The sequence below is a fragment of the Nocardia sp. NPDC004860 genome, assembly GCF_040609015.1.
In the GTDB taxonomy this organism is placed as follows: domain Bacteria; phylum Actinomycetota; class Actinomycetes; order Mycobacteriales; family Mycobacteriaceae; genus Nocardia.
In genome coordinates this window covers 47618-60497 of sequence record NZ_JBEXJI010000008.1, presented here as the reverse complement: position 1 = coordinate 60497, position 12880 = coordinate 47618, and the positions used below count along the sequence as shown (strand labels likewise).

At 67.5% G+C, this 12880-nt stretch carries 12 protein-coding genes; 4 read left to right on the top strand and 8 right to left on the bottom strand.

Annotated features, from left to right (window positions below; translation table 11 throughout):
* Position 1: 1 nt before the first annotated feature.
* From secD to ABZV44_RS17625, 3 genes are all read right to left on the bottom strand, one after another.
* A complete protein-coding gene (gene secD / locus ABZV44_RS17635) occupies positions 2–1702 on the bottom strand; it encodes a protein translocase subunit SecD (RefSeq protein ID WP_354837202.1) in 1701 nt (566 codons plus the stop codon).
* A 102-nt stretch (positions 1703–1804) separates the two neighbouring features.
* Positions 1805–2179 carry a preprotein translocase subunit YajC gene (yajC, locus tag ABZV44_RS17630; protein ID WP_354837200.1) on the bottom strand — a complete coding sequence of 125 codons (375 nt, stop codon included), beginning with the start codon at positions 2177–2179 and terminating at the stop codon, positions 1805–1807.
* 181 nt (positions 2180–2360) lie between these two features.
* On the bottom strand, positions 2361–3854 hold the full coding sequence (locus tag ABZV44_RS17625) for an NAD(P)/FAD-dependent oxidoreductase (protein ID WP_354837198.1): 1494 nt from the start codon (positions 3852–3854) through the stop codon (positions 2361–2363).
* A gap of 72 nt (positions 3855–3926) precedes the next feature.
* Here ABZV44_RS17625 and ABZV44_RS17620 point away from each other — a divergent pair, with 72 nt between their 5' ends.
* Together ABZV44_RS17620 and ABZV44_RS17615 are read left to right on the top strand one after the other, a co-directional pair.
* Entirely contained in the window at positions 3927–4592 is a 666-nt protein-coding gene (locus ABZV44_RS17620; RefSeq protein ID WP_354837197.1) for a TetR/AcrR family transcriptional regulator, read from the top strand.
* A gap of 87 nt (positions 4593–4679) precedes the next feature.
* Entirely contained in the window at positions 4680–5249 is a 570-nt protein-coding gene (locus ABZV44_RS17615) for a DivIVA domain-containing protein (protein WP_354837196.1), read from the top strand.
* Here ABZV44_RS17615 and ABZV44_RS17610 read toward each other — a convergent pair.
* From ABZV44_RS17610 to ABZV44_RS17590, 5 genes are all read right to left on the bottom strand, one after another.
* Positions 5174–5434, bottom strand: coding sequence for a hypothetical protein (locus tag ABZV44_RS17610; RefSeq protein WP_354837555.1), 261 nt, complete (start codon positions 5432–5434; stop codon positions 5174–5176). The genes ABZV44_RS17615 and ABZV44_RS17610 overlap by 76 nt on opposite strands.
* Before the next feature lie 60 nt (positions 5435–5494).
* Complete coding sequence (locus ABZV44_RS17605; RefSeq protein WP_354837194.1) at positions 5495–6628, bottom strand: ABC transporter substrate-binding protein; 1134 nt, start codon at positions 6626–6628, stop codon at positions 5495–5497.
* A 46-nt stretch (positions 6629–6674) separates the two neighbouring features.
* Positions 6675–7574, bottom strand: a complete 900-nt coding sequence (locus ABZV44_RS17600; protein ID WP_354837192.1) for an ABC transporter permease — start codon at positions 7572–7574, stop codon at positions 6675–6677.
* Positions 7571–8416: an ABC transporter ATP-binding protein gene (locus ABZV44_RS17595; protein ID WP_354837190.1), complete on the bottom strand. Its 846-nt coding sequence runs from the start codon at positions 8414–8416 to the stop codon at positions 7571–7573. Before ABZV44_RS17595 ends, ABZV44_RS17600 begins: the two co-directional genes overlap by 4 nt.
* Before the next feature lie 69 nt (positions 8417–8485).
* A complete protein-coding gene (locus ABZV44_RS17590) occupies positions 8486–9685 on the bottom strand; it encodes an amidohydrolase (protein ID WP_354837188.1) in 1200 nt (399 codons plus the stop codon).
* A gap of 226 nt (positions 9686–9911) precedes the next feature.
* Here ABZV44_RS17590 and ABZV44_RS17585 point away from each other — a divergent pair, with 226 nt between their 5' ends.
* Positions 9912–10622: a GntR family transcriptional regulator gene (locus ABZV44_RS17585; RefSeq protein ID WP_354837186.1), complete on the top strand. Its 711-nt coding sequence runs from the start codon at positions 9912–9914 to the stop codon at positions 10620–10622.
* Between the two features lie 81 nt (positions 10623–10703).
* On the top strand, positions 10704–11999 hold the full coding sequence (locus tag ABZV44_RS17580) for an amidohydrolase family protein (protein ID WP_354837184.1): 1296 nt from the start codon (positions 10704–10706) through the stop codon (positions 11997–11999).
* Positions 12000–12880 lie beyond the last annotated feature (881 nt).

The window sequence follows — 12880 nt, the reverse complement described above, 5'->3', positions numbered from 1 at the left end:
ATCACGCCTCCTTCACCAGGACGCCGGCGGTGGCCTTGCGTTCCTGTGCAAGCTCTGTAATAGCGCCCAGGCCGTTCACCGACGGCTTCGCCCAGAACGGCGAGCGCGAGACCAGCATCATCAGCGGCGAGGTCACCAGGTACAGGACGACGACGTCGAGCACGGTGGTGACACCGAGGGTGAAGGCGAAGCCCTTCACCTGGCCCGCGGCCAGCACGTACAGCACGGCGGAGGCGATGAGCGAGACCGTCTTGCCCGACAGGTTGGTGCGCTGCGCGCGCTGCCAGCCGCGCGGGACCGCGGACCGGAAGCTGCGGCCCTCCCGCATCTGGTCCTTGATCCGTTCGAAGAAGACGACGAACGAGTCGGCCGTCATACCGATACCGATGATCAGACCCGCGATACCGGCCAGGTCGAGGGTGAAGCCGATCCAGCGGCCCAGCAACACGATCAGCGCGTACACCGCCACACCCGCCGCGAGCAGCGAGAAACCGGCCAGGAAGCCGAGCATGCGGTAGTAGGCCAGGCAGTACAGCAGCACCGCCACCAGGCCGATGGCGCCCGCGATCAGACCGGCGTGCAGCGACGAGATGCCCAGGGTCGCCGAGACCGTCTCGGCCTCGGAGGTGCCGAACGACAGCGGCAGCGAACCGTACTTCAGGGTGTTCGCCAGTTCCTTGGAGGTCTTGGCATTGATGCCCGGACCCGAGATCGCGGTGCTACCGCTGAACTGGCCGCCCTCCTTGATCACCGGCGCGGAGACCACGCGGGAGTCCAGGGTGAAGGCGATCTGCTTGCCCACGTACTTGTTGGTGAGGTTGCCCCACTGGTCGGTGCCGCTGGACTTGAACTGCAGGCTGACCACCCACTGGGCCTGCTGCAGCACGCCGGAGGCGTCCTTGATCTCGGTACCGTCCATCACGGACTTGTCGAGCAGGTAGACGGTGGTGCCGTCGGTGCTGCAGGTCACCAGGGGCAGGTTCGGATCGTCGTTGCCCTGCAACGGATCCGGCTTGGAGCAGTCCAGCGTGGCCATGGCTTGCAGCTGGGCGTTCTGGTCGGTGCTCTGGCGGGCCGCCTTGGCGGCCGCGATCTCCTGCGCGGTCTGCTGCTGGCCGCCCGGCTGCGCGGGCGTCGACGGCGGCGCGGACGGGGTGGTCGGGGCCTGTGCCGGGAAGACCCGGTTCTGCGGGGCCTCGCCGGTCGTCGTGGGGGCCGGAGCCTCGGCCGTGGCCGGGGTGGTCTCGGCCGGCGTCGCGCTCGTGCTCGGCGGCTGCTGCGGCTGGGTCTGCTGCGGCTGCTGGGCCTGCTTACCCGCCTGCGCGGGGGCGCTCTGCACCACCGGGCGGAAGTACATCTTGGCGGTGGTCGCCAGCGATTTCGCCTGTGCGCCATCGGCACCGGGGACGGTGATCACCAGATTGTCGCCCTCGATGACGACCTCGGAGCCCGCCACGCCCAGACCGTTCACGCGCTGCTCGATAATGTTCTGCGCCTGCTTGAGGCTGTCCTGGCTCGGCTTACCGCCATCCGGGGTGCGCGGCGTCAGGGTGACGCGGGTACCGCCCTGCAGGTCGATGCCGAGCTTCGGGGTGTGGTGCTTGTCCCCGGTGAAGAAGATCAGGCCGAACATCAGAGCCACCAGCGCGGCGTAGATGCCGAGCAGACGCAACGGGTGCGCCGTTCCCTGAGAAGGTGGCACAGTACTTATCTCCTAGGCGGATTCGAAGGTGGAACGAGCGGGGCACACGCCGCAGCGCCACCGGCCGCCGGGAATCCGGTGCGGCCGATGGCGCGGAGTATGTCAGTCCTTGGTCAGCCGCGGCGCGTCGTCGGCGGCTTCGGGGGCGGCGACGTGATCGTCGGCGACGCCGTTCGAAGACGCGGCTTCGGTGCTCTCGGCGGTGGTGTCCTCGGTGGCGTCGTCGTCGTTGCGCACCTCGCGGATCGATTGCCGCAGCCAGGTGGTGACGACTTCCTCGGCGATCTCCAGATCGACGGTGGTGTCATCGAGCTCGACCACGGTGCCGAAGAGCCCCGACGTGGTGACGACCCGGTCGCCGACCTTCAGGCTGTCCTGCATCTCGGTGACCTTCGACATCTCCCGCTTCTGACGGCGGACACCGAGGAACATCGGGATGAGCAGGGCAACCAGCAGTAGCGGCAGCAGAAGGTCCATCGTCGAAGTCAGCCCCTAGTAAGTGGTCGGTTGGGTGCGTTTCCCACACAGTCTGCCAGTAATCCCTGAGAGAATGCGCGGCGACCTGTTCTAGAGTCCACGCTCGTCCGCGCAGGGCTGATAATCCTGTTTCCCCCAGCTGCGCGGTCGACCGCCGACTCTGCCGACCGCGCAGTCCCACTCAGGCCGGCTGCTGCCCGTAGGTGTAGTCGTCGAGTGGGAAGGTGGTCGCCTCGCGGTGGGCGTTCAGGGTGCTTGTCGGGCGCAGCAGCGCGGCCTCACCGTGCTGGTTGAAGTAGTAGCTGCGGGCCGTGGCGCACTGGCCGCTGTAGAAGACCGACGAATCCAGTTTCTCGGTGACGCGGTCCAGGAATTCGGCATTGGCGCGCTCGGTGACCTCGAAGACCCGTTCGCCGCGGCGGAACATCTCCCCGAACAGGCGCGCCATGTGCTTCATCTGCGCCTCGATGGTGGTGAAGTAGGACAGGCCGCTGTAGGAATAGGGGCTGTTGAGGCTGACGAAGTTGGGGAACTTCGGCACCGTGATGCCCTCGTAGGCCTGGAAGCGGTTGTCGCGCCAGAACTTTCCGAGATTGCGGCCGTCGCGGCCGATGATCTCGATGGCCGGGAAGTTGACGTCCCACAGGTTGAAGCCGGTGGCCAGGATGAGGGTGTCGATCTCGGTCTTGTGGCCGTCGGCGGTGACGATGCCGTCGGGCTCGATGTGGTCGATGGAGTTGGTCTCCAGGCGCACGTGCGGCTCGTTGAAGGTCTTGAAGTAGAGGTTGGAGAAGGTGGGTCGCTTGCAGCCGAAGTCGTAGTCCGGCGTCAGCTTCTTGCGAGTCTCCTTGTCGCGCACCTGGGTTCGCAGATGCGCCTTGGCCAGGATGCCCGCGGCCTTGTTGAGCGGCTTGGCCTCCTTGAAGTGCAGCACGCCGACCACCATGAGCGCCTCCAGCATGGAGGTGTTGACCAGGCGAGCGGCCTTCTGCGTCAACGGAACTCGCGCGAACAGATGCTGCACCGCGGGCGGAATCGGGGCGTCGACCTTCGGGACGACCCAGATCGGGGTGCGCTGGAAGACGGTCAGCGCCCGCGCCTGCTTGGCGACCTCCGGGATCAGCTGCACGGCGGTCGCGCCGGTGCCGATGATGGCGGACCTGGTCCCGGTGAGATCGACCTGGTCGTCCCACGCGGTGGTGTGGATGATCTTGCCCGCGAAGGTGTCGATGCCCGGGAACGGCGGGGTGTAGGGCTGGGACAGGAATCCGGTGGCGGCCATCAGGTAGCGCGCGGTCAGCGATTCACCGTTCTCGACGGAGACCACCCAGTACTGCTGCTCCTCGTCCCAGCGCGCACCCCCGACGACGGTGTCGAACCGCATGCGCCGGCGCAGGTCGTACTTGTCCGCGACGTGCTCGGCGTACTTCTTCAGCTCCGAACCCGGCGCGAACAGCCGCGACCAGTACGGGTTGGGCTCGAAGGAGTACGAGTAGGTGACCGAGGCGATGTCCACGGCCAGGCCCGGGTAGCGGTTGACGTGCCAGGTGCCGCCCAGGTCGTTCTCCCGCTCGAGGATGACGAAATTGCTCAGGCCGAGCCGATCCAGCTCGATGCCCGCGCCCATACCGCCGAATCCCGCGCCGACCACGATGGCGTCGTACTGAGGTGCCACGCCGAACCTCCTGCAAGAACTGTGTTCGAACAAAACTGTGTTCACACAAAGAAATGATGCACATGTCACGGAATGACATCTCATTCCGTTTGTGATCACCGTATCATCGGGCTCGTGACGAAGCCATCCTCGAGAATCGAACGGCGCAAGGCCGAACTCCGGCAGGAGATCATCGACACCGCGTTCACGTGTTTCGCCGAGCGGGGCTACCACGCCACCGGCATCGCCGATATCGCCGGCGAGCTCGGTATCGGGCACGGGACGTTCTACCGGTACTTCGAGAACAAGCGCGACATCATCGACCACGTCATCGACGACCTTTCCGCGCGGATCATCGAGTCGCTGGGGACCGACAATGCCCCCGACGCCGCCGACAGCCTCGAGGAATACCGCGCGCAGGTGGATCGCATCGGCGACGCGCTGAACCACATCTTCCTCGAGGACCGCCGGGTGGCACAGCTGCTGCTGTTCCAGGCCACCGGCATCGACACCGAATTGACCGCGCGCCTCTACGGTTTGCTCGACACCGCCGACATGCTGACCGCCGGGTACCTCGAGCACGGGGTCGAACGCGGTTATCTGCGTGCGGATCTCGACACCGTGAACACCGCGCGGGCGGTGACCGGCATGCTGCTGGCCGCCATTCTGCACGGCATCCGGACACCCGAGGCGCAGGCGGTCGACGATCTCAGCCACGCCATCCGGCATCTGCTCATCGACGGCGTCCGCAAGCATTGAACCACCCTGTACAAACGGACCCGTTTGTCCGGTGCGGCCGGATTCGGCTGGGGGCGGAGGTAATTCGGACATGAAGCCATTGGCACAATGACCCGAGTGACCCCAGACGACGTCCGCCGCACCCGGTTCGGCCACGCGCCGTCCGGGCCCCACGGCTACCACCCCGCCCAGGTGGACGCCTTCTGCGCACGCATCGCCGACACCATGCTCGGCCGCGACCATCTGAGCATCGCCGACATCCGGCACATCGAATTCGACGGTCCCCCACCCGGACATCGCGGCTACGACATCGGCGAGGTCGACGACTTCCTCGACCACGTCTGCACGGAACTGGAATACCTACGCCGCGGCCGCGGACGCGTCCCCGCCGGCCGCACCCCCGACGCCCTCACCCCCGCCGACGTCCTGCGCATCCAATTCTCCGCACCCCCTTTCGGTTTCCGCGGATATCTGGCCGACGAAGTGGGCGCGTTCCTCGACCGCCTGGCGGCGACGCTCGCCCACCACGGCCCCAACGGCCTCACCCCCGAGGATGTCCGGGACATCACTTTCCACCTCGCCACCGACGGCGCGCCCGCCTATCACCGCGAGGAGGTCGACGCCTTTCTCGACCTGGTGGTCCACCAGCTCGAGAAGTCCGAAGCATCCCGGCACTGACACCCGAAGGCGTGGACCGCAATCTCCCGCTGCCGGCCGTGTGCGCCGGCGAGATGTACCTCATGCGCCCAGAGGGCGACGCGCTCGATGGCCGCGGCCGGCCGGATCACAGTGGCGTCGTCGAGGTGGCGGCCGATGATCTGGCGTCCGACCGGGAGGCCTGAGTCGGTCCAGCCCGCCGGAATGCCGGCGGCCGGCTGGCCGGTGAGAGTGGCGGGTCGTGACTCGACAGGGTTCGGCCCCGCCTATCCCTGCTGCTTCAGACCCTTTGCGGGGTCGATGAATTCGTTGGTGACCAGGTCCGCGGCGGTGAGGTTGTCGGGGACCTGCTGGCCCTTGGCGCGCAGCAGCGGAGTGACCTGGGCGATGGCGCGGGTGACGCGATCGGTGTCGAAATTGCCGAGGGTATTGCCGGGGCCGTTGGCGACGATCTTGCTGTCCAGCTGGACCCGGACGGAGTCGGTATTGCCGGCGGCGGAGATGGGCGGGCCGTCCGGGATCGTCTGTGCGATGCGGAGCAGGGCCTGGTTGGTGGGGTCGGGGTTGGTGACGTAGTCGATCTGGGCCTGCTGCAGCAGGGGGACGAGCTTCTGCAGGCAGGGACGCAGTTTGTCGAGTTCGCCGCTGCGGACCGACCAGGCGTGCGGGTAGCTCTCGTATCCGGCGTCGGCGACCAGCAGGTGACCGGTCGGCTTCTGCCAGCCCTTGACGTCGTGCTCCCAGCGGTACGGCTCGTTGGAGACGTAGGCCTGCTGCATGACCCGGCCGTGCTCGGCGACGAAGCGGCTGGGCGTGCCGTCATAGGAGGCGTCGGCCTGTTCCTTCTTCACGTACCCGCTGGCGATCAGGTAGTCCATGTAGATCTTGCCCTCGGAGTACAGAATCGGGGCGTTGGTCGCGGCCACGTCCTTCCACGAGTTGATGGTGTAGGTGGCGGGATCCCACATGATGATCTGCGGGTTCTTCGCGAGTGAGGCGAAGACACCGGTCAGCGGGAATTTCGCCTTGGCTCGCACCTGCTCGTCGGTCGGGACCAGCCCGAGGGTGATGGAGTCGTCCTGGTACATCTGCGCGGGTACCGGTTGGCCGCCGAGGAACGGACCGCCGAGGCGCACTTCGACATTCACGCCGGTGTCGCCCAGCGGGCCGGTGTACGCGCCCTTCTTGGGGTCGACGGTGCCGTTCGGGCCGACCAGCTGATAGGCCGACGCGCGTTCGGGTGTGGCGTACCAGTCCGTCTGGATCACGACGGTGGACGGACAGACTCCGGCCAGCACACCCTGCCCGGAGGGTTTCGGGGTGGAGGCGCCGCCACCGCAGGCGGCGGTGAGCAGGACGCTGCCGGTGATCGCGGCAGCGGCGAGGACACGTTTTTTCACGAGCATTCCTAGAAGGTTGAAACTGATTGCGGGAGAGTTTGTTCGGCTATTCGCCGACGCGCTTGCCGTGGGCGCGGTCCACGCGCCCGGCCAGGAAATCGAAGATCCAGAACAGGACCAGGCCCACCAGTGAGGACAGCAGCAGCGCGGTCAGCAGTTCCTCGGTGGCCAGCCGCTGCCGGTAGACGTCGATCATCCGGCCGATGCCCGGATTGCCCTGGCGGAAGAAGAAATCGGCGACGATGGAGCCGATCACGGCCATGCCCGCCGAGATCTTGAATCCCGAGATCATGGCGGGCAGCGCCGCCGGGAGTTGCAGTTTCAGCAGCCGCTGCCACCGGTTGGCGCCGTGCAGCGTGAACAGGTCGTGCTCGGACGCCTGCACCGACTTCAGGCCGAACAGGGTATTGGTGATGACCGGGAACAGCGACACCATCACGCACACGATGACCCGGCTGCCGAATTCGTAGCCGAACCAGAAGCCGAACAGCGGCACCACGGCCAGCACCGGAATCGTCTGCAGGATCACGGCATACGGGTAGAGCGAATACTCGGCCCAGCGCGCCTGGCTCATGATCACCGCGAACGCCACCCCGAGCACGATGGCGATCACCAGACCGACCAGCGCGATCTGCACGGTCGAGGCGAGGGCGGTGAGAATCTCGGCGCGGGTGGCGGCATCGAGCAGGCCCTTGGACACCACCGATTCCGGTGGCGGCAGCAGGAATCGGGATTCCTGCGGGATCAGAAGGTGGCTCGCGATCGTCCAGGCGGCCATGACCAGTGCGAACACCAGCGCGGGCGCGAGCACGCGCACCGGGGTGACGGCGAAGGGCCAGCGGAGTTTCCGGGGCGTGCGCGGCGGCCGCGCGGTCGCCGCTGTCGTCCTGGGCGGCACGGCCGTCTCGAGCACGACGATTCCGCTGTCGGCGGTCGCGGCGGTCATGCGGCCCTACCCCCGATCCGCGCAATTCCCCGCTCGGCGTCGTGCAACGCCGCCGACACCTCCGCCGCGACGGCGCCGAACTCGGGTGTGTACCGCGACTCCGGCGATCGCGGGAAGTCCAGCGGCACCGGGATATCCGCCGCCACCCGGCCCGGCCGCCCGGTCAGCACGACGACCCGGCTCGACATGAACACCGCCTCGGCCACCGAGTGCGTCACGAACACCCCGGTGAAGCCCGATCGCCGGTACAACCCGCTCACCTCCTCGTTCAGGCGCTGCCGGGTGATCTCGTCGAGCGCACCGAACGGCTCGTCGAACAGGAACAGTTCGGGTGCACCTGTCAGGGCCCGCGCGATCGACGTCCGCATGCGCATGCCGCCGGAAAGCTGTGCGGGCTTGTGGTTCTCGAAGCCGGACAGCCCGACCAGCTCCAGCGCTTCGCGCGCGGCCGCCCGCCGGGTGGCCTTGTCCACGCCGGCGAGCTCCGCGGGCAGCTCGACATTGCGCAGCACCGAGCGCCACGGCAGCAGCGTCGCCTCCTGGAAGACGTAGCCGAGTTTGCCGGTGGCGACGGAAACCGTTCCGGCGGTGGGCTGCTCGAATCCGGCGGCGAGGCGCAGCAGGGTGGACTTGCCACAACCGGACGGGCCGACCAGGGAGACGAACTCTCCCGGCCGGATGGCGATATCGATGTCGTCGAGCGCGTGCGTGCCGTTCTCGAAGGTCAGGCCGACATGCTGAAAGGCCAAGGCCGGATCGGTGTATACATTGCCGCCCTCGGCGGCCTCCGTATTCCCGTCCGGGCCTTGGCCTTTGACGATGGTTGAGGCGGTGGTGCGCATGTCCACAGTTCTATCGGCGGATCATTGCCGGATGCGGTCCACGCGATTACACCTTTGTTTCGTATACGATCAGTCCGCGCTGAGCCGGCCGTCCCGCGCGACCACCCGGCCGCGCTTGACCACCAGCTTTCGGGTCGGAACGGAAACCACAGCGGCAGCCGGTGTTTCGGCGTCGACGGTGAACAGGTCGGCGGGCGCACCCACCCGCAGTCCGTAATCCTCGATTCCGAGAACGGCGGCGCCGCCATAGGTTCCGGCCGCCAGCGCGAGTTCGATATCGGCATCGGACACCAGCCGATCCCGGAAGGCCACCTGCATGATCCGGCGCAGCATGTCGCCGTCGCCGTAGGGCGTCCACAGGTCCCGGACACCGTCATTGCCCAGCGCCAGCCCGGCTCCCGCCTCGTACATCACCCGCACCGGCACCACCGGCGCGTCACCCACCGCGCAGGTGATCATGGAAACCCCGGCGTCGGCAAGGTTTTCGGCGATCCGGCGCTGCTCACCCGGGGCGAGCTCGCCCATCGCATAGGCGTGGCTGATGGTGACCCGTCCCGCCAGCCCGGTGGCCCTGGTCCGGGCCGCGATCAGGTCGAACTGCCAGGCGCCCAGCGCGCCCCGGTCGTGCAGATGGATATCGATGCGCGCGCCGTATTTCTCGGCGAGACCGAAGATCAGATCGAGCTGACCGGTCGGATTCCCGTCGTACCCGGCCGGATCCAGCCCGCCGATCACCTCGACACCCTCGGCCAGCGCGGCTTCCAGCAGCTTGCCGGTGCCCAGCCGGGTCAGCAGACCGCCCTGCGGAAAGGCGACCAATTGCACGTCGACCCGGTCCGCGTGCCGCGCCGCGGCCGCCCGGACCGCCTCCACGCCCCGCAGCCCCACCTCCGGGTCGATGTCGATATGACTGCGGACGTGCGCGGTCCCGCCGGACACCATGGCCCCCAGCAGGTTCGACGCGTAGTCGGCGCTGGGCAGCCCGAGCTCGTCACGGCGGCCCTCGCCGTTGGCGATCCGCCCGGCCAGCGTCGGCCCGCCGGTATTGGGCACCCAGGGCCCGCCGAACATGGTCTTGTCGAGGTGACAGTGCGACTCGACCAGGCCCGGAAGCACCAGCGCCCCGGCCAGATCCACGGTGTCGACGCCCTCGGCGCTCAGATCGGGTGCGATCGCCGCGATCCGGCCGTCCCGGACGAGAATGTCGGCGCCGGCGAGCGGGACTCCGGGAGTCCAGGGGCGTCCGCCGCGCAGCAGGAGATCGTTCATGGAGTGCACCACCTGTATCGAAGAGAGAACGGCAATTCGGAAAACCTTCCGATCGGAATGGCCGCATCGTATACAAATCCTGCCTGCTCAGCGACCGGAAACACCTGCGACACAGCTGGACCCGCGAATATCTGACCGGTGCAGTAGATTTGCGGGATCCCGTCGGGCGAGGCCACGATGGATCGTATGCAAATCCCCATCCCACCGATCGTCAGATGAGGCCGCAGTGACCAGCACCGCCGGGCGCATGACACCGCAGCAGCTGTGCCGCGCCATCCGCGACGACATCATTCGTGGCGCGTACGCCCCCGGCCAACGACTCACCGAGGAGGCGCTCGCCGAGGGCTACGGCGTCTCCCGCGTGCCCGTCCGGGAAGCGCTGCGCACCCTGGAAGCCGAGGGTTTCGCCTCGTCACGGCCCTACGCCGGGGTGTTCGTGGCGGAGCTCACCGAGGACGAGGCCGCCGACCTGCTGGAGATCCGGGCCCGCCTGGAGCCGCTCTGTGCCTCACGGGCGGCGGTGCGGCGCACGCCCGAACAACTGGGCCGCCTCAAGGAACTCACCGCGCTGGGCCAGGACGCGGTGCGGGCGGGCCGCCTGGACGAGCTGGCCCGGCTCAACAGCCGGTTCCACGAGGTGCTCGCCGAAGCATCGGGCAGTACCCTGCTCGCGCAGCTGATCATGCAGCTGAGCTGGAAGATCGCCTGGGTGTACTCGGTCGAACTGCCGCGCCGCGCCAGTGATTCGTGGAGCGAGCACGAAGAGATCTGCGCCGCGCTGGAGGCCGGTGACCCCGACCGCGCGGCCGATGTGGTGAGCGCCCACATCGCGCACGCCGCGAACGCCTACCGGTTCCGGAAACACACCGAGGACACCGCGTCGCCGCGCACCGAAAACACTGCGCGACAGCGTGCTTCGAGGTCGCACACTTCGTAACATCGGCGCAGCAATTGCCACCTCGGGACGAAACACGGCTCTCGTATACAAAACGGAGTCACTTCGTCCGGGGAGGTCACCATGGCGGATCCGTTGCCGCACACCGTGGATCTGATGTTGCGCGCGGCGCGTATCGCCGACGACGCGGAGCTGGTCGACATCGCGATCGACGGCGGTGTCATCACCGCGATCGGGCCCGCGCTCACCGGCCGGGGCGCCGAGGAAATCGACTGCGCCGGACGAGTCGTCATTCCCGGCCTGATCGAATCCCATGTGCACCTGGACAAGGCGCTCCTCGACGCCGAGAAGTCCAATCCGGACGGCACCCTGGCCGGGGCCATCAGCGTGACCGCCGAACTCAAGCGCGGCTTCACCGTCGCCGCCATCCGCGACCGCGCCCGACGTGTCCTCGACATGGCGATCGGCAATGGCACCACCGCCATTCGCGCACACCCCGATGTCGACCCGATCGTGGGCCTGCGTGGGGTGACCGCGCTGCTCGATCTGCGCGAGGAGTATCGCGACCGCCTGGACATTCAAATCGTCGCATTCCCGCAGGAGGGCATTCTCCAAGCTCCCGGCACCCTCGACCTCCTCCGCGAGAGTCTGCACGCGGGCGCGGACGTCCTCGGCGGCTGCGCCTACAACGAACGCACCGTCGAAGACTGTCGCCGCCACATCGACCTCATCTTCGGCCTGGCCGCCGAATTCGATGTGCCGCTCGACATTCACGCCGACTTCGCCGACGACGCCACCGACCCCCGCTATGCCATGGCCGATTACATCGCCGAGGTCACCGAGCGCACCGGCCGGCACGGGCGGGTCACCCTCGGTCACATGACCTCCCTGGCCGGTCGTCCCCGCGCCGACCGCGCCCGCATCCTGGAGCAATTGGCGGCGAGCGGAATCTCCGTCGTCCCCTTGCCCGCCACCGACATGCATCTCGGTGGCCGATCGGATGTCACCAACGTGCGCCGCGGCATCGCCCCGATCCGAGAGCTCTGGCAGGCAGGAATCACAACGGCCTACTCGTCCAACAACATCCGCAACGCCTTCACCCCGTACGGCAACGCCGACATTCTCGATATCGGACTCTTCCTGGCCCAAACCGCGCATCTCTCCGGCCCCGACGACTTGACCCGGGTGCTGGCAATGGCGACCACCGAGGCGGCCCGCACCATTGGCATCTCGGAGCGATACGGGCTACGCGTCGGCGCGGCCGCCGATCTAGTGGTGCTGTCCACGCGGAGAGTCGAAGGTGCCCTACTCGACCGCCCCGATCGGAACTATGTCTTCAAGTCCGGACGCCTGACCGCCCGCACCACCCGCGTACAGGAGGTAATACGGAATAACGAAAACCCAAGAGACAAAAACTAAAAGACCAAAAACAAAGAACCAAAGATCAAAGACAAGAGAGGCCTGGAGAAGGGAGGGGGCCGGGCTCACGTCCGCGCCTGCACCTACCAGCCCCCTCACCTTTGAAGCCGCGTGTGGGGTTGCTGCAGGAGGTATTGCTTCAGATCACGGGGTTGGGGTCGCCACATGATGGTTGTCGGGTTCGTGGTGGCGGCGGCAGTGGCGGTTGGGATCGGAGAAGCAGTGGCAGCAATGCCGGTGCGGGCGTCCGGTGTTCGGCGAGAACCGGTGAGCCGGCGGGGCGGGGGCCGTCGCCGGCGGTCACGGTCACGATCGCGGACGCGGTGGTGATTGCTGCCGCAATAGCGGTCGCGGGATCTGGTCGCGGTGGAGACGGCCGTACCGATCCTGGCAGCGGGTATATCGCTGTGGACGTCTGGGTGTGCGGGGATCTGCGGTGGGGGTGTCTGTACAGGTGATGCGTGCAGTCCGTGGGCCGGGATCGGCGGGAAACGCTCCCGACCCGGCGTCAGCCCAAGTCCGGCAGGGCAGGCGACACAACCACACTCTGCGGTCCTTGCGCACGCCAGCAGCACACGAGCAGCCGGGAATCACGCCGCCCATGAAACCCCACCTCCGGCAACCGGAATCGATCGCAGCGGCGACCTGCTGTCCCAGGTGATGCCGATCGTTCGCCGCACCTCCCCGTGCGCTGCGCACGCCAGCAGGGCACGAGCAGCCGGGAATCACGCCGCCCACGAACCCCACCTCTGGCAACTGGATTCGATGGCAGCGGCGACCTGCTGCCCCAGGTGATGCCGATCGTTCGCCGCACCTCCCCGTGCGCTGCGCACGCCAGCAGGGCACGAGCAGCCGGGAATCACGCCGCCCACGAACCCCAC

Coding starts and splice junctions, on each gene's coding strand:
- yajC (WP_354837200.1), bottom strand. CDS start 2,179: ATGGACCTTCTGCTGCCGCTACTGCTGGTTGCCCTGCTCATCCCGATG.
- ABZV44_RS17620 (WP_354837197.1), top strand. CDS start 3,927: ATGACATCTCATTCCGTTTGTGATCACCGTATCATCGGGCTCGTGACG.
- ABZV44_RS17615 (WP_354837196.1), top strand. CDS start 4,680: ATGACCCGAGTGACCCCAGACGACGTCCGCCGCACCCGGTTCGGCCAC.
- ABZV44_RS17600 (WP_354837192.1), bottom strand. CDS start 7,574: ATGACCGCCGCGACCGCCGACAGCGGAATCGTCGTGCTCGAGACGGCC.
- ABZV44_RS17595 (WP_354837190.1), bottom strand. CDS start 8,416: ATGCGCACCACCGCCTCAACCATCGTCAAAGGCCAAGGCCCGGACGGG.
- ABZV44_RS17590 (WP_354837188.1), bottom strand. CDS start 9,685: ATGAACGATCTCCTGCTGCGCGGCGGACGCCCCTGGACTCCCGGAGTC.
- ABZV44_RS17580 (WP_354837184.1), top strand. CDS start 10,704: ATGGCGGATCCGTTGCCGCACACCGTGGATCTGATGTTGCGCGCGGCG.